This window comes from Arthrobacter sp. HY1533 (genome assembly GCF_027568515.1).
Taxonomy (GTDB): Bacteria; Actinomycetota; Actinomycetes; order Actinomycetales; family Micrococcaceae; genus Specibacter.
On record NZ_JANKZF010000014.1, the window covers coordinates 147262 to 163502 of the forward strand.

The following is a 16241-nucleotide window of genomic DNA, read 5'->3' on the forward strand; positions in this document are numbered from 1 at the left end:
ACGAAGGGGGACATACATTGCGCTACCTTGCCAGCCGTCTTGGCAGCTCTGCCATCGTCATACTCGCACTGACGATCATTGTTTTCATCCTGGCCCGCGTGGTTCCCAGCGATCCCGCCGTCATCTATGTGGGTCCCAAGGCGCCCCAGGCCGAGCTGGACCGGGTCCACGCCGAACTTGGCCTGGACCGCCCGCTCTACGTGCAGTACTTCAGTTACCTGCTGGGCCTGGTGACGGGCGACTGGGGAAATTCCCTGGCCACCAAGCGGCCGGTCCTTGAGGAACTTGCCACCCGGCTGCCGTCCACCCTGGAACTGATCTTTGCGGCACTGTTCCTGGCAGTTGTGCTCGGCATTGTGCTGGGCGTGGTGGCGGCGCGCAGGCCCGGCAAATTGACCGACGCGGCGATCCGCTTCCTGTCCATCGGCGGGATTTCCATGCCGACGTTCTGGCTTGGGCTGCTGCTGCAGGTGCTGTTCGTGGGGCGGCTGGGCCTGCTTCCGGCAACGGGGCAGTTCAGCAACTCCATCAAGTACTCGGACCCGGTCTCCACCGTTACCGGCTTCCCCCTGTTTGACAGCCTCATCACCGGCAACTGGGTGGCATACACGGACGGGCTGGAGCACCTGGTCCTGCCGGCCATCACCCTGGCCGCCTATCCGCTGGGGCTCATTGCGCGCATGACCCGGGCTTCCATGCTGGAGGTGCAGGGGCAGGACTACATCTTCACCGCCAACGCCTACGGGCTGCGGCAGCGCGCCATCGTGTGGCGGCTCGCCCTGAAGAACGCCCTGCCACCCACGCTGACCATTGTTGGACTCGCAGCCGCCTATGCACTCACTGGCACGTTCTTTGTTGAGATTGTGTTCAACTGGCCGGGCATTGGCGCCTTTGCCACGGCGGCCATGCTCGCTGTGGACTATCCGGTCATGATGGCCATCACGCTGCTCAGCGCCGTCGGATACCTGCTGACCAATGTCGCAGTGGACCTGGTCCAGGCCCGCCTGGATCCCCGAGTGAGGATCTCATGACCATCACACAGAAGAAGCCCGAGCCCGCGCTCAAGGCATTTGTTCCCTTCGGTGAAGGGCCGCTTGGCCGGCTGGGCCGGGTGCTGCGCACCGACTCGCTGGCAGCCGTTGGCATTGGCCTGATCCTGCTCATGGTGGTCCTGGCGGTCTTTGGCCAGTGGATTGCCCCCTTCCCGGAACAGGGGATGGGCCAGACCAACATCTCCCAGCGCAACCTGGCCCCCGGCGCCCTCCACTGGCTTGGCACCGACCAGCTGGGCCGCGACGTGCTCAGCCGCATCGTCATGGGCGCCCGCCCCGCACTCACCGTGTCCCTGTTCGTGGTTGCCATTGCAGCCCTGATCGGTGTCCCGCTGGGGGCAATCGCCGGATACCGCGGCGGCTGGCTCGATGAGGTGCTCATGCGCATCACCGAGGTGTTCCAGTCCTTCCCGCCGCTCCTGCTGGCCATGGTCACCGTGGCCGTGCTGGGGCCGAGCATGACAAACGCCGGCATTGCCCTGGCCATCTGCTGGTGGCCCTGGTACGCCCGGCTCGTCCGGGCCGAGGCGCGGTCGCTGCGGGACAGGCCCTTTGTTGAGGCCGCCCGTGCCATGGGCGTGCCCACCTGGAAGATCATTGGCCAACACATCCTGCGCAACTGCTCAACACCGATCCTGGTGCAGGCCACGGTGGATGTTGGAAGCGTCATCCTCGCCGCGGGCTCACTGGCCTTCATCGGCCTGGGTGCCCAGCCGCCGTCGCCCGATTGGGGCCTCATGGTCGCAGAAGGCCGGGGCATGGTCCTGACCAGCTGGTGGATTTCCACCTTCCCGGGACTGGCGATCTTCCTGGCCACCCTTGGCTTCAACCTGTTGGGCGACGCCCTGCGGGACTACTTCGATCCACGGCAGGTGAAGCGATGAAGCAATTGCTGGAAGTGCGCGAGCTCGAGATCGAGTTCTCCGACAGGGGCGCCGTGACCAACCGGCCCCTCCGGGGCGTGAATCTGACCATTGCCCCCGGGGAAATACTGGGAGTGGTGGGGGAGACCGGATGCGGGAAATCGCTCACCGGCCTGGCCATCCTGGGGCTGCTGCCCAATGGCGCCAGGCAGCTGGGCACCATTGCCCTTGATGGCACCCTGGCCACGGACACGCCCCACGGCGCAGCGTCGCTGCGCGGCAAGGTCATCTCCCTGGTGTTCCAAAACCCCGGAACAGCCTTCAACCCCGTGTTCACCATTGGCCAGCAGATGCGCGAGGTGCTGAAACGGCACAAGGCCATGTCCCGCGCCGAGGCCAGGGGGCACATCCTGCGGCAGCTCGGGCTTGTCCAGCTGCCCAACCCGGAGCGAGTGTTTGGCAGTTATCCGCACGAGCTCTCCGGCGGCATGCTGCAGCGGGCCATGATCGCCATGGCGCTCTTGTGCGAACCCCGGCTTTTGATCCTGGATGAGCCAACCACTGCCCTGGATGTGACAGTTGCCAAGAAGATTCTGGAATTGATCCTGGAACTGCGCGGCAGCTTTGGCTTCGGCGTCATGCTCATCTCGCACAACCTTGGCGTGGTGCGCGACATTTGCGACCGCGTGGCGGTGCTGTACGCCGGCCGGGTCATCGAGACCGGAACCACCCAGGACGTGCTGGCATCTCCGCGCCACCCCTACACCAGGGGGCTGCTCGGGGCGTTGCCCGGCCCGGAAAGCGTGGGCCGGCCGCTCGTGGCCATCCCCGGCAGCGTGCCAAGCAGGCTGTTGGGCATCAACGGCTGCGCGTTCGCCAACAGGTGCGCCATGGCCATCGATGAGTGCCTGGCCACCGACCCGATCCTTCAACCAGTCGCACAAGGCCATGAAGCGGCGTGCATCAGGAGCGCGGAATCATGACAGCACTGCTGCAGCTGGACAACATTGTGAAGACCTTCCGCAAGCAGGGGAAGGCATTTCACGCGGTCGACGGCGTCTCCCTGGCCATCGAGAGCGGCCAGACTTTCGGGCTGGTGGGCGAATCCGGTTCCGGAAAGAGCACGCTGGCGCGCTGCGCCCTCAGGCTCATTCCGCCCACCTCAGGGACATCCCAGCTGGACGGGCAGGACCTCGGAGCGCTCAGCCGTTCGCAATTGCGCAGGGCCCGGGCCGGCACGGGGATGGTCTTCCAGAACCCCGTGGCGGCGCTGAATCCGCGGATGCGTGTCCAGGCACTCGTGGCCGAGCCGCTCATCACCCACACCAGGCTCCGCGGACCGGCACTGCAGGCGCGGGTGGGTGAACTTCTGGACAGGGTGGGACTTGCCGCCGAGCACGCGCAGCGGCTGCCGCACCAACTCTCCGGCGGGCAATGCCAGCGCGTCGGCATTGCAAGGGCACTGGCCACCAACCCGAAGTTGATAGTCCTGGATGAGCCGACGAGTGCACTCGACGTCTCCGTCCAGGCCCAGATTCTGAACCTGTTGAGGGAACTCAGGGAGCAACACGAGCTGAGCTACCTGCTGATCTCCCACGACCTTGAAGTTGTGCGGTACATGAGCGACTACGTCGGGGTCATGCGGCAGGGGCAACTTGTGGAAGAGGGCCCGACGGCCGACGTTTTTGCCAAACCCCGGCACGACTACACCCGTGAACTCCTCGATGCGTCCCCCGGCAGCCGCCACAACCACCAGCTCGTGGCCAGTGCCGAGCCGGTGACCATCCAACTTTGACAGCCTTGCAACGTGAACAAGGAGCCCTACATGACTGACACCGTCCGAGAATCCGGCCGCCAGCCCTCCGGCATGGGGGGCCGCCGGGTGCCCCGCGACTCCCATCTGGACCGGCTGCCCCCCGTGAGCCTTTCCAACTGGCTCGAAGCGCCCTACAACCGTTGGAGCTTCTCCCACGTCGAGGAAATGGTCCCCTCAACCACCATCCGCAAGGACGCCCGGGGCTTGGCCCAGGACAACTCCGCGGCACCCGAAACCACCAGGCTCAACCAGCTGGTGGCCGGCCTGCAGGACCGCCTGCTTGCCTCATGCACGGATGCCCTGCTGGTGGTGCGCCACGGGGAGATTGTCCACGAGCAGTACTTTGGCGAAAGCTCACCCGCCAGCAAACACCTGCTGATGTCGGTGTCCAAATCCCTGTGCGGGCTCACGATCGGGCAGCTTGTGGCCTCCGGCGCCATAGACACGGACAAGCTGGTTGAACACTATGTGCCGGCACTGGCCCACTCCGCCTATGGGGATGCCACGGTGCAGCAGGTGCTGGACATGACAGTCGCTGTGACCTTCAGCGAGAGCTACCACGACCCCGCTTCCCATGTTCAGACCCAGGACCGTGTGGCAGGATGGCGCCCGCGCCGCGACGGCGACCCGGAGGACAACTACGAGTTTCTGGCACGGCTGGAGAAATCCGGCGAACACGGGCAAGTCTTCCAATACTGCTCGGCCGGCACGGACGTGTTGGCATGGATCGCCGAGAACGTCACGGGGCTCCGGTTCGCAGACGTGTTGTCCAACGAGCTGTGGTCAAGGATCGGGGCGGACCATGATGCGCTGATCACCACGGACACCGGCGGATTCGCCTTCGCCAACGGGGGCATTGCCTGCACGGCCCGCGACCTGGCCCGGATTGGGCAACTCATGCTCGACGGCGGCGTCCTCGACGGCGTCCAGGTGGTTCCGTCCGGGTGGGTTGCAGAGACCGCCGCCGGCGGGGAGCCGCGCGCCGCAGCGGGTTCGGCATTTCAGCGGGTCCACCCCAACGGGTCCTACCGCAACCAGTGGTGGGTGACGGGCGATGATCGTGGCAGTTTCTATGCCAGTGGCATCCATGGCCAATTCATTTGGGTTGATCCGGTGTCGGACTCCGTGATTGTGAAGTTCTCATCCCTGCCCGTGGCCATCACTGAAGCCGTGAACAGGGAACATGCCGAGCTCTTCCGTGACATCGCCGCAGGACTCGGCGAACTCTGAGCCAACTCTGCGGTGAGTATGCAGCAGTGGCTGCTTAGAGCGTTCTAAGCAGCCACCGCTGCATACTCAATCGGCCTGTAACCCCCGTCACCCTCGATGCGCTACGATTATGCAACTTGTTGCGCAAAGGAGTGCATGAATGAACGCTGGCCAGTATCCCCACCTGTTCGCCCCCCTGGACCTGGGCTTCACCACGCTGCCCAACCGGGTGTTGATGGGTTCCATGCACGTGGGGCTGGAGGAGCGGCCCGGCGGATTTGAGCGCATGGCGGCGTTCTACGCCGAACGCGCCAGGGGAGGGGTGGCCCTCATGGTGACCGGCGGGATCTCGCCCAATGAGGCCGGCCGGCCCATGAAGGGCGGGGCCAAGCTCAGCACCACGGAGGAGGCGATGGAGCACCGGGTGGTCACCGATGCCGTCCATGCCGAGGGCGGGAAGATTGCCCTGCAGCTGCTGCACTTTGGCCGCTACGCCGCACAGCAGGGACTCGTGGCGCCCAGTGCCGTTCAGGCGCCCATCAGCCCGCTCACCCCGCACCCGCTCAGCGCCGAAGAGGTTGAGCAAACCATTGAGGACTTCGTCAATGCCGCGGCCCTGGCCCAGTCGGCAGGGTACGACGGCGTGGAAATCATGGGCTCCGAGGGCTACCTCATCAACGAGTTCATTGCCCGCCGCACCAACCAGCGCAGCGACAAATGGGGCGGCTCCTACGAAAACCGGATGCGCTTCCCCGTGGAGATTGTCCGCCGCACCCGCGAACGCGTCGGCTCGAACTTCATCATCATCTACCGCCTCTCCATGCTGGACCTTGTGGAGGACGGATCCACGCTGGCCGAAGTCATCCAGCTCGCCCAGGCCGTGGAAAAGGCCGGCGCCACCATCATCAACACGGGCATTGGCTGGCACGAGGCCCGCATCCCCACGATCGCCACCTCCGTGCCCCGGGCCGGCTACGCGTGGGTGACCAGGAAGGTCATGGGCTCGGTGGGCATCCCGCTGGTCGCGACCAACCGCATCAACACCCCGGTCGTGGCCGAGGAACTCCTGGCTGGCGGCACTGCCGACATGGTCTCCATGGCCCGCCCATTCCTGGCCGACGCGTTCTTCCTGCGCAAGGCCGCCGAGGGGCGCAGCGACGAGATCAACAGCTGCATCGGCTGCAACCAGGCCTGCCTGGACCACACCTTTGCCGGCAAGACGTCCTCCTGCTTGGTCAACCCGCGCGCCTGCCACGAAACCGAGATCATCATCGAGACCACGCCCACCCCCAAGCGCATCGCCGTGGTGGGCGCCGGCCCCGCAGGCCTGGCCTTTGCCGTAACGGCGGCCGAGCGCGGCCACGCCGTCACCCTCATCGAGGCGGCAGGGGAGATTGGCGGGCAGTTCAACATTGCCAAGCAGATCCCGGGCAAGGAGGAATTCCACGAGACCATCCGCTACTTCACCCGCCAGGTCCAGCTGCGTGGCATCGAGCTGCGGCTGAACACCAAGGCCACGGCGGAGGGCCTGCTAGCGGAGACCTTCGACGAGGTTGTCCTGGCCACCGGCGTCACCCCGCGCATCCCGGAGATCGACGGCGTCGACCATCCCAGCGTGCTCAACTACCTTGACGTGCTGCGCGACAAGAAGCCCGTGGGCGCCAACGTGGCCATCCTGGGCGCCGGCGGCATCGGCTTCGACGTGGCCGAGTACATCACCGCGCACGGGACCAGCGCCACGCTCGTGCCGGAAAAGTTCTACCGCGAATGGGGCATCGACCCCGAGTACGCGAACCCCGGCGGCATCACCACGGCCGCCCCGCCGCGCCCCGACCGCCGCGTGGGCCTGTTCCAGCGCAAGGAAAGCAAGGTGGGCGCCGGGCTGGGCAAGACCACCGGCTGGATCCACCGCACCGAACTCAAGGCCAAGGGCGTGCAGATGGTTGCCGGGGTCCAGTACCAAAAGATTGACGACGCCGGCCTCCACCTGGGCATCAACGGCACCGACACCGTGCTCCCCGTGGACACCGTCATCCTGTGCACAGGCCAGGAACCACGGCGCGAACTGCAGGGCGCGCTGGAAGCCGGCGGCGCCGTCGTGCATCTCATTGGCGGTGCGGATGTTGCGGCCGAGCTGGACGCCAAGCGGGCCATTGACCAAGGCACCCGACTGGCCGCGCGCATCTGATGTCTCTCACGCACGCCATCCTGACCTCGCTGCTGGAAAAGCCGTGCACGGGGGCCGAACTGGCCCGGCGCTTCGACAAGTCGCTGGGCCACTTTTGGCAGGCCACGCACCAGCAGATCTACCGAGAGCTGGGAAAGCTGGAGGAGGCCGGGCTCGTGGAGAGCCGCGGGCTCCCCTCAAGCCGCGGGCAGCAGCGGCATTTTGACGTGCTGCCCGCCGGTCGCACGGAACTGCTGCGCTGGTGTGCCACAGCGGGTGAGCCGCGCCCCATCAGGGACTCGCTGCTGGTGCGGCTGCGGGCGGCCGCCGTGCTGGGCACCCAGGAATCGGCCTGGGATGTGGTCGCTGAAATGCGCAGGCACAGGGGCCTGCACCAGGAGGTGCTGGACGGTTACCTGGACATTGAGCGCCGCGACTTTCCGCCCGCGGCTGGCCGGTCCCGGGCCGACGAACTGCAGCTCGCCGTGCTCCGGGCGGGAATCGCCTATGAGCAGTCGTGGCTTGCCTGGTGCGCCCAGGCGCTGGAGGACCTGGCCGGTCCCGAAGACTAGCTGCTGGCCTGTTCCTGCTGGGCCGCCTGTGCCCTGACCATGCGGGCGGTGTCGGCCAGCATGGCCGCGGTCCGGGCAATCACGGGGGAGTAGGACGACTGCCAGGCGTGCCGGAACACAAACGCGTCCGGCCCTTCCCAGCGCAGCTGGCTGGTGATGCGGGCACCCAACTGGTTCTTGACCGTCAGGAGCTCCTCCTGCGCGTGCTCAAGCTCTCCGGCAAGCTGGCGCAAGTCATCCGGGTCTGCGCCGATGATGGCGGGGCTCATGCAGTCTCTCCCGTGCTTGCCGTGTCCAGGACCGTGAGGCAATGGTCTTGCTGAACTTCCAGCCTAGGTGGCGCAAGTCCCGGCGGGCCATGGGCAGAGCTGCCCATGGTGTCCTCCGTCCTTCGCGGGATCTCAGGCGGTCCGGCGCCGCAGAGTGAGCGAGGCCAACAGCAGCACGACCACCACAAACGATGCAATCACCACCAGGTCCCGGGCCAGGTCCGCCGTGGGATCGGCATTGGCTGCCACCTGCTGCAGCCCGTCCACGGCGTAGCTGAGCGGCAGCACGTTCGAGATGGCGTGCAGCACCCCGTTCATCTGGTCCCGGGCCACAAACAGCCCGCACAACAGAATCTGCGGGATGACCACCACTGGCATGAACTGCACGGCCTGAAACTCGGTCGCAGCAAAGGCAGAGCACAGCAGGCCCAGGGCCACGCCCAGGACGGCGGTCAGCACCGAGATCAGCACCACCCAGCCCGCGTTGCCCTCAATCTTCATGCCGAACACCCAATAGGCCGTCCCGGTGGCCACAAGCGCCTGCAATGCGGCCATGATGGAAAATGCCAGTGCGTACCCAAAGAGCAGGTCGGCCTTGTGGATGGGGGTTGTCAGCAGCCGCTCCAGCGTTCCCGAGGTGCGTTCGCGCAGCATCGTGATGGAGGTGACCAGGAACATCACCACAAACGGGAAGATGCCCAGCATCATCAGGCCCACCCGGTCAAAGGTCCGCGGCATGCCCGGGGGCAGGGTCTCGTTCTGGTACAGCCAGTACACCAGCGCCAACAACAGGGCCGGAACCACAAGGATCAGGCCAATGCTGCGGGGATCACCGCGCAGTTGCCCCAGCACGCGCCTGCTGGTGGCCCACATCATCGAGACGTTCATGAGGCGGCCTTCCTCTCATCCTCCGCGGCGGCCTGGATGAGCCGCAGGAAGGCGAGCTCCAAATCGTCCGTTTCCCCGCCCTGGCGAAGCTGCTCCGGCGTCAGCTGGGCCAGCAGCATGCCCTCGCGCAACAGCAGGAGCGTGTCGCAGTGCCCGGCCTCCTCCATGACGTGGCTGGAAATGATGAGTGTTGTCCCCTCGGCGGCCATGGCGGCAAACTGTGTCCACAGCTCAGCGCGCAGAACGGGGTCCAGGCCCACTGTGGGCTCATCGAGCACCAGCAACCTCGGCTTGCCCACGAGTGCGCAGGCCAGGGACACGCGGCTGAACTGCCCGCCCGAGAGGTCCCCTGCGCGCCGCTTGGCGAAATCGGAAAGCCCCACGGCGTTCAGCACCGCCAGTGCCTCTTCCCGCCCGGCGCCGTGCACCGAGCCGAAGTACCGCACGTTGTCCAGGACGCTGAGGTCCCGGTACACGCTGGCCGCCTGGGTGACGTAGCCGACGTCGTGCCTGTTGGCGGGATCCCCGGCCGGCCGGCCAAGCACCGTGACGGTCCCGGCGGTGATTTTCTGGACGCCCACCAGCGCCCGCATGAAGGTGGTCTTGCCGCTGCCGGAGGGCCCCAGCAGCCCCGTGATGCGCCCCTCAGGGATGTTGCAGGTGATGTTGGCCAGCACTGTCGACTTCCCGCGGTGCACGCGCAGGCCCTCCACGCTGACCCCTGCCGGGCCCGGCAAGCCGGATGGATCGGCCGGGACGGGGCCTGCCGGTGGTTCCGGGGCTGGCAACGCTGCTCGGTGGGACATTGCGGCTCCTGGATTGCAGCTTCAAAGGACGTCTGACTTCAAACTAGACCCGGGTGCAACGGCTGTCCAGCAATGCCACGCGCAGAAAACACATTGGGTTTCACGTGCCAAATGCTTGAAGTTGTGACGCCTGGGCACGTAGCTTGGCAGAGGCTGCACTTCCAAAGTGCGCATTCCACGCAGCTGTGGAATTGAATCGAACTGAAAGGACATACCCATGGCAGTTTCGGTAAATTTGGAGAAGGCGCTCGACAAGGACTTTGAGGACAAGTCACTGAAAGAAATCCTCGATGCATCACCCGCTGCGCTGGCCGGCATCACTGACGCCAAGGCCGCAGCCCTGAAGGAAATTCTGGGCATCAAGACCATCCGCGAGCTGGGGAGCAACAAATACTTCGCCGTCGCAGGCGTGCTCGTCGCCCTCGAGAACAAGTCGGGCTAGTCCCCACGCCCTCCCCAAGTGCAGCCGCTGGCGCGTCTGCACTTGGGGCCCCTCGGGCGCGTGGGCCCATGTGTGGGGGAGCCCCTCGGGAGCAGAGGCCGCACGGCCGCATGTGCCACGGCCTTGCCTGAACCGGTAGATTGGTTATTGTGCGTCTGCATCTACGACGGCACCTACCAACGTCAAGAAATGGAAAATTCGCCCGTGGCACTTCGCCTTTCCACACTCTTTCTCCGCACCCTGCGTGAAGACCCCGTCGACGCCGAGGTGGACAGCCACAAGCTGCTGCTGCGCGCCGGCTACATCCGCCGTGCTGCCCCGGGCATCTACACCTGGCTTCCCCTGGGCCTGCGCGTGCTGCGCAAGGTCGAGAACATCGTGCGCGAGGAAATGAACGCGATTGGCGCCCAGGAAGTGCAGTTCCCGGCCCTGCTGCCCAAGGAACCCTACGAGCAGACCAACCGCTGGCTCGAATACGGCGACGGCCTCTTCCGCCTCCAGGACCGCAAGGGCGCCGACTACCTGCTGGCCCCCACCCACGAGGAAATGTTCACGCTCCTGGTCAAGGACCTGTACTCCTCGTACAAGGACCTGCCGCTGAGCCTGTACCAGATCCAGAACAAGTACCGCGACGAGGCCCGTCCCCGCGCCGGCCTGCTCCGCGGCCGCGAGTTCATCATGAAGGACTCCTACTCCTTCGACATTGACGACGCCGGCCTGGAAGCCAGCTACCAGGCCCACCGCGGCGCATACCTGCGCATTTTCGAGCGCCTCGGCCTGGAAATCATTCCCGTCGCCGCCACGGCAGGTGCCATGGGCGGATCCAGGAGCGAAGAATTCCTGCACCCCGTCGCGATCGGCGAGGACACCTTTGTGCGCTCCGCCGGCGGCTACGCAGCCAACGTCGAGGCAGTCACCACCGTTGTCCCCGAGGACATTGACTTCAGCAACGCCCCGGCCGCGCGCGTCATCGACACCCCGGACACACCCACCATCGACACTCTCGTGGCCGCGGCAAACCAGCTGGCACCCCGCGCCGAGGGCGAATGGACGGCAGCGGACACGTTGAAGAACGTGGTCCTGGCCATCGACCTGCCCACCGGCGAACGCCAGATCGTCGTCGTGGCCCTGCCCGGCGACCGCGAAGTGGACCTCAAGCGCATTGAGGCCAACATTGGCGTCCACCTGGCCATCGGCGGCGAGGTCGGCGTTGAAGCAGCCGGCGAAGCCGACCTGAAGAAGAACCCGGGCCTCATCAAGGGCTACATCGGGCCTGGCCTGAGCCTGGATGCAGCTGTGCTGGGTGCTGAAGCTTCCACCAAGCTGCTGTTCCTCGTTGACCCCCGCGTGGTCTCCGGCACCAGCTGGATCACGGGCGCCAACGAAGACGGCAAGCACGTCTTCGGCCTCGTGGCCGGCCGCGACTTCACCTGGGACGGCACCATCGAAGCCGCACAGGTCCGCGCAGGCGACCCCGCACCCGACGGCTCCGGCCCCCTGGAGGCCGCCCGCGGCATCGAAATGGGCCACATCTTCGCACTGGGCCGCAAGTACGCAGAAGCCCTGGACCTGAAGGTGCTGGACCAGAACGGCAAGCTTGCCGTCGTCACCATGGGCTCCTACGGCGTCGGCGTCACCCGCGCTGTTGCCGCACTGGCCGAGTCCAACCACGACGACAAGGGCCTCATCTGGCCCTCCAACGTGGCCCCGGCCGACGTGCACGTTGTGGCCGTGGGCCGCGGCGAGGAAATCTTCGGTGCGGCCGCACAGCTGACCGCCGATCTTGAAGCCGCCGGACTGGAAGTCATCTACGACGACCGCCCCAAGGTTTCTCCCGGCGTGAAGTTCGGCGATGCCGAGCTCATCGGCGTCCCCACCATCCTGGCCGTCGGCCGCGGACTCGTGGACGGCGTCGTCGAAATCAAGAACCGCGCCACCGGCGTTGCCGAGAACGTGGCGGTTGCCGAGGCCGTTCAGTACATCCTCGACAACCGGTAGGCCCTACTGCCCGCGAGGGGTTGCGGAGCGCAGCCCCTCGCGAGCAGTAAGATTTTTTCGCCCGTTCCTCGTTCCCCAGCCGCTCCCACTGCTCGCAAGCTCGCAGCGGGGCCCTCGCGGCTGTGGGCCCTCTCGGCCCGTGCGGAGAAAAATCCATCCTCGCTCCGGGGCTGTGCCCCTCCACCCCGCGCTCCGATGAGGTGACCTTGGTTTCCGGTCTTGAAGACATTACCGCCGTTACGATCCTGCTCATCATCGTGGCTGGATTCGCGGCGGGCTGGATCGACGCCGTCGTGGGTGGCGGCGGGCTCCTGCAGCTGCCGGTCATGCTGATGATCCCCGGCATCACGCCCGTTCAGGCCCTCGCCACGAACAAGATGGGCTCCATCTTTGGCACTGCCACCAGTTCGGTCACCTACTACCGGCGGGTGAAACCCGACATGCGCACGGCCCTGCCGATGGCCGCCGTCGCGCTTGTGGGCAGCATTGGCGGGGCTGTCGTGGCGGCGAGCCTGCCCGGTTCCGTCTTCAAGCCCATCATTGTTGTGGCGCTGATTGCCGTGCTGCTGTTCACTGTGTTCAAGCCGGGCATGGGCGAGCTGACGGCGCTGCGCCATTCCGGCCGCACGCACTACGTGGTGGCTGCGTGCATTGGCGGCGTCATCGGCTTCTACGACGGCCTGATCGGCCCCGGCACAGGTTCCTTCCTGGTTATCGCCATGGTCAGCCTCATGGGTTACGCGTTCCTGGAGGCCAGCGCCAAGGCGAAAATTGTCAACCTGGCGACGAACGCCGGCGCCCTCATGTTCTTCCTGCCGCACGGATCGCTGCTGTGGGGAATCGGCCTCATCCTTGGCCTGGCCAACATGGCCGGCGGCTACCTGGGCGCCCGGACGGCCGTGAAGCAGGGCAGCAAGTTCATTCGGATTGTGTTCCTGCTGGTGGTCAGCGCGCTCATCATCAAGCTGGGCGTGGACGTCTGGAACGAGAACATCTCAGTGGCACTGGCCGGTTAAGCCGTGGCTTAGGAGAGGGCCTTGAGTTCGTGCGCCGGGGGCAGCCCCGGCAGTGTCTTCCCCGCCATTGTACTGGCCACCCACAAGGAGCGCTGCGCGTCGTCGCCGTGGCCGGCAGCCTCCAGGTACCAGAGCGCGTTTTCGACCTCCCGGACAACCGCCCACTGTACAGCCAGGTCTTCGTCGAGACCCGCTGCAGCCGCGAGCCTGGAAGCACGACGGCGCAGCCCGGCTTCAGCGTCATGCTGCGGCAAGTCGCGCAGCCGGTTCCACAGGCACGGCGCCAGGGCGAACTCAGCATCTCCCACCTGAACCTGCGGGTCTATGGCCAGGTAGCCGTCTGTGCCGGGGCGCGCCAGGATGTTCATGAAGTGCAGGTCGGTGTGGACCAGGACGTCGTTGCCGCTGCTGCGCAGTGACACGGCCCCGTGGGTCTGGCACACCTCGAGGGCCGCTTCCAGCAGCCAGCGCGGAAAAGGTTCGTTGAGGTCAGACCAGCGCTGTGGCAATTCGTCGCAGTAGCGTTCGGCCGTGGCCGCGATGCGGGGGATTTGATTCCACCCGGCCCGGTTGTCGGGATGGATGCTCAGTGCACGGACGGCCACACCCCACAGGGGGACCGCTTCCTCCATGGGAAGTTCCAGCAGGGAGCGGGTCTCATCAAGGCGTTCCAGCAGGATGGCACCAATGGAAGGGTCGCTTTCCAGCAGCCGGACAGCCCCACGGCCGTCCCACAGCCGCAGGGCAGCAGGCTCCAGCAGCACTTCATCATGGGGGAACGCCACCTTCAGTGCCGCACGTCTTCCGTCACCGGCAACCACTGGCACCACGATGCCCGTGTTTCCGTGCCAGGCGGTCCCGCCGGCTGGAATGTCGACGGAAAGCTGCCACTGCCGCATGGCCTGGCCAATGTAGCCCGGCAGCCGGCCCAGCCAGGTGCGGCCCTCGGGTGAATTGCGGTGTTGAAGACGCAGCGGTTCCGGAATTTCTACAGTGGTGGGCACACCCCAAAGTTTAGCCGCCGGCACCCGGGCGGGCGGTCCGGCGTCGGACATTAATTGCTAGCCGACCAGCCCGCTGGAGCCGAGCAGGCTGCCGATAGCGAACGTGGCGGCCAGGGCCAGCGCGCCGCCGAGGACCACCCGGGCCGCGGCCTTGAACCGCGGGCCGCCGCCGATCACGGCGCCCAGCCAGCCGGTGGCGCCCAGGGCGAGCAGAACCGCCACGAAGGTCACGGGGACGCGGATGGAATCAGGCGGCAGCAGGATGGCGAGCAGGGGCAGGATGGCACCCAGGGTGAACGCGATGGCGGAGGCGAATGCGGCGTGCCAGGGGCTGACCACCTCGTCAGCGTCGAGGTTCAGTTCCGCCTGCAGGTGTGCGCCGAGGGCGTCGTGTTCGCTCAGTTCTGTGGCCACCAGGGCGGCCGTGGCGGGGGAGAGGCCCTTGCGTTCGTAGGCGGCCGCGAGTTGGTCCGCGGCATCCTTGGGGTCGTGCCGGAGTTCGCGGCGCTTGGCGTCAATCAGTGCCTTTTGGCTGTCGCTCTGGCTGCTGACGGACACGTATTCGCCCAGGGCCATGGAGATTGCGCCGCCCACGAGTGCCGCCATGCCGGCGGTGAGGAGCGGGCCGTTGCCGGACGTGGCACCGGCGACGCCCACCACCACGGCCGCGACGGAGACAATGCCGTCGTTGGCGCCCAGCACACCTGCCCGCAACCAGTTCAGACGTTGTGCGATTTCCCCTGTTGTTGAGAGCTCCCGGGGCCGTGCCAGCTCATCAGATCGCTTCATTCCCCCAGCAAACCACCATGACAAATTGGCCGCCAGCAAGGAAAGGATGCCCTCGCTGAGGTTTGGCTGGCCTTTGTCTTGCCGAGGTGGTTCCGCGCGGGATTGCCTTCCCTATGTACGACGCCGGGCACCTCCTTGGTGGGTTCGGTGGGGTTGTCGCAGGTGGTCATGGAGAAGCCTAAACCACCAACCATTCTCACCGTTCTGCGCCTGAGGTGTCAGTCGAGAGTGTGTAGATAGGGTCGACCTCAATTCCTGACTGACTCAAGCAGCGACATTCGGAGAAACTGACTGTGGTCGGATCGGGCAGCATTGCGACGCCGAAGAGGGTTGGTGACGCAGACAGCCCAAGAGCTCGGTTAATCGACTAATGCGGATGATCTATAGGTGGCTATTGCGAGTGCGGTTGAACTGAGGACTTCCACGATTATGACTACTAGACCGATGATCTCAATGGTCAAGGTCGACCCAGGTTTCCATCTTTCTGTTCCTAGGATATAGAAGCAGAAAGTGACGCCAGCGGGCAGATAAAGGACACTAACGTACATCGCTTGTGCCACTATCGCGAGTCGCCTGATCACCGGGGCGCGCTTCAATCGATGGTGTGCGAAGCCCTCCCACCCCAAGACCTGAAATTTGTCAGTGGATCCTTGCCTTGCGCACAAATCTCTAATTGCTGGAACCAATTGTCTCTCTATGTATATGGCGTTGAGTCTGATGGTGAGTTGTGATTGGGAGTTCGCCACCGGCAGCCACAGCAGAACCGCAGTCAGGAAGAGCACCATCGAGGGGAGCCACTTTCCGAGAATTCCGAAGGCTGCCACGTTCAGTCCGGTGGCAACGACGACTGCGCCTGCCGCAGTGAATACCGCCGCAACGAGAGCCATGTAGAGTTGGCGCTCGTTGCCGACAAGAGAGTCAATCTCCTGCTGGCGGGACGAGAGATCAGCCAAGAGCGCTTGGAATCGCCGATCCTCTGCGATGCGCATCGAGTCGGACTCCGCGTCGGTATTCTTCAGCCCCCTGATCAAGGAGCTATCAGCGAATTCGGCGTCGCTTGTGGATTCGAAACCATGTTTTGTCAATTAGAAGACCACCGTCATCAATCCACCCTGTTGAGGGGGAAGTCTTGGAGAGCAGCGGCGGCTAGTGGCCATGCGTCGAACATACACCTCAACGGTCGCCCGCGCGACAGCTGATGTGCTTCTGCGTGGGGGCAGGTGTTGCCTGTTTTGTGGTGTCTGTTCCTCCACAGGGGCTCTGGGGCGGTAGTTGTGCACATCGGGGCTTGTTTGGGCTTCTTTGTCAGTGCCTGGATTTAGAATTAGGGCATGGAAACAGCGGCGGGGA

At 65.4% G+C, this 16241-nt stretch carries 16 protein-coding genes; 10 read left to right on the forward strand and 6 right to left on the reverse strand.

Annotated elements, in window-relative coordinates; all coding sequences use genetic code 11:
• Window positions 1–17: 17 nt before the first annotated feature.
• The 7 genes from PCK14_RS12475 (at window position 18) to PCK14_RS12505 (ending at window position 7679) form a co-directional block, all read left to right on the forward strand.
• On the forward strand, window positions 18–1031 hold the full coding sequence (locus PCK14_RS12475; protein WP_269938816.1) for an ABC transporter permease: 1014 nt from the start codon (window positions 18–20) through the stop codon (window positions 1029–1031).
• Window positions 1028–1936: an ABC transporter permease gene (locus PCK14_RS12480; RefSeq protein WP_269938817.1), complete on the forward strand. Its 909-nt coding sequence runs from the start codon at window positions 1028–1030 to the stop codon at window positions 1934–1936. Before PCK14_RS12475 ends, PCK14_RS12480 begins: the two co-directional genes overlap by 4 nt.
• Window positions 1933–2898: an ABC transporter ATP-binding protein gene (locus PCK14_RS12485; protein WP_269938818.1), complete on the forward strand. Its 966-nt coding sequence runs from the start codon at window positions 1933–1935 to the stop codon at window positions 2896–2898. Before PCK14_RS12480 ends, PCK14_RS12485 begins: the two co-directional genes overlap by 4 nt.
• On the forward strand, window positions 2895–3710 hold the full coding sequence (locus tag PCK14_RS12490) for an ATP-binding cassette domain-containing protein (protein ID WP_269938819.1): 816 nt from the start codon (window positions 2895–2897) through the stop codon (window positions 3708–3710). Before PCK14_RS12485 ends, PCK14_RS12490 begins: the two co-directional genes overlap by 4 nt.
• Window positions 3711–3740: 30 nt before the next feature.
• Entirely contained in the window at window positions 3741–4961 is a 1221-nt protein-coding gene (locus PCK14_RS12495; RefSeq protein ID WP_269938820.1) for a serine hydrolase domain-containing protein, read from the forward strand.
• A 139-nt stretch (window positions 4962–5100) separates the two neighbouring features.
• A complete protein-coding gene (locus PCK14_RS12500; RefSeq protein ID WP_269938821.1) occupies window positions 5101–7128 on the forward strand; it encodes an oxidoreductase in 2028 nt (675 codons plus the stop codon).
• Window positions 7128–7679, forward strand: a complete 552-nt coding sequence (locus tag PCK14_RS12505) for a PadR family transcriptional regulator (RefSeq protein WP_269938822.1) — start codon at window positions 7128–7130, stop codon at window positions 7677–7679. Before PCK14_RS12500 ends, PCK14_RS12505 begins: the two co-directional genes overlap by 1 nt.
• Here PCK14_RS12505 and PCK14_RS12510 read toward each other — a convergent pair.
• The 3 genes from PCK14_RS12510 to PCK14_RS12520 form a co-directional block, all read right to left on the reverse strand.
• A complete protein-coding gene (locus PCK14_RS12510; protein WP_269938823.1) occupies window positions 7676–7948 on the reverse strand; it encodes a hypothetical protein in 273 nt (90 codons plus the stop codon). The genes PCK14_RS12505 and PCK14_RS12510 overlap by 4 nt on opposite strands.
• Window positions 7949–8080: 132 nt before the next feature.
• The gene (locus PCK14_RS12515) at window positions 8081–8836 is read right to left on the reverse strand and encodes an ABC transporter permease (RefSeq protein WP_269938824.1); all 756 of its coding nucleotides are present in this window, start codon (window positions 8834–8836) and stop codon (window positions 8081–8083) included.
• Window positions 8833–9642, reverse strand: a complete 810-nt coding sequence (locus PCK14_RS12520) for an ABC transporter ATP-binding protein (protein ID WP_269938825.1) — start codon at window positions 9640–9642, stop codon at window positions 8833–8835. Before PCK14_RS12520 ends, PCK14_RS12515 begins: the two co-directional genes overlap by 4 nt.
• Before the next feature lie 217 nt (window positions 9643–9859).
• Here PCK14_RS12520 and PCK14_RS12525 point away from each other — a divergent pair, with 217 nt between their 5' ends.
• The 3 genes from PCK14_RS12525 (at window position 9860) to PCK14_RS12535 (ending at window position 13098) form a co-directional block, all read left to right on the forward strand.
• Window positions 9860–10084 carry a hypothetical protein gene (locus PCK14_RS12525; protein WP_269938826.1) on the forward strand — a complete coding sequence of 75 codons (225 nt, stop codon included), beginning with the start codon at window positions 9860–9862 and terminating at the stop codon, window positions 10082–10084.
• 204 nt (window positions 10085–10288) lie between these two features.
• On the forward strand, window positions 10289–12082 hold the full coding sequence (locus tag PCK14_RS12530; RefSeq protein WP_269938827.1) for a proline--tRNA ligase: 1794 nt from the start codon (window positions 10289–10291) through the stop codon (window positions 12080–12082).
• A 206-nt stretch (window positions 12083–12288) separates the two neighbouring features.
• A complete protein-coding gene (locus PCK14_RS12535) occupies window positions 12289–13098 on the forward strand; it encodes a sulfite exporter TauE/SafE family protein (RefSeq protein ID WP_269938828.1) in 810 nt (269 codons plus the stop codon).
• An 8-nt stretch (window positions 13099–13106) separates the two neighbouring features.
• Here PCK14_RS12535 and PCK14_RS12540 read toward each other — a convergent pair whose 3' ends face one another.
• The 3 genes from PCK14_RS12540 to PCK14_RS12550 all read right to left on the reverse strand — a co-directional run bounded on the left by PCK14_RS12540 (window position 13107) and on the right by PCK14_RS12550 (window position 15976).
• Window positions 13107–14102 carry an aminoglycoside phosphotransferase family protein gene (locus PCK14_RS12540; protein ID WP_269938829.1) on the reverse strand — a complete coding sequence of 332 codons (996 nt, stop codon included), beginning with the start codon at window positions 14100–14102 and terminating at the stop codon, window positions 13107–13109.
• Between the two features lie 57 nt (window positions 14103–14159).
• The gene (locus PCK14_RS12545; RefSeq protein WP_269938830.1) at window positions 14160–14891 is read right to left on the reverse strand and encodes a VIT1/CCC1 transporter family protein; all 732 of its coding nucleotides are present in this window, start codon (window positions 14889–14891) and stop codon (window positions 14160–14162) included.
• A 359-nt stretch (window positions 14892–15250) separates the two neighbouring features.
• Complete coding sequence (locus PCK14_RS12550; RefSeq protein WP_269938831.1) at window positions 15251–15976, reverse strand: hypothetical protein; 726 nt, start codon at window positions 15974–15976, stop codon at window positions 15251–15253.
• Window positions 15977–16241: the final 265 nt, after the last annotated feature.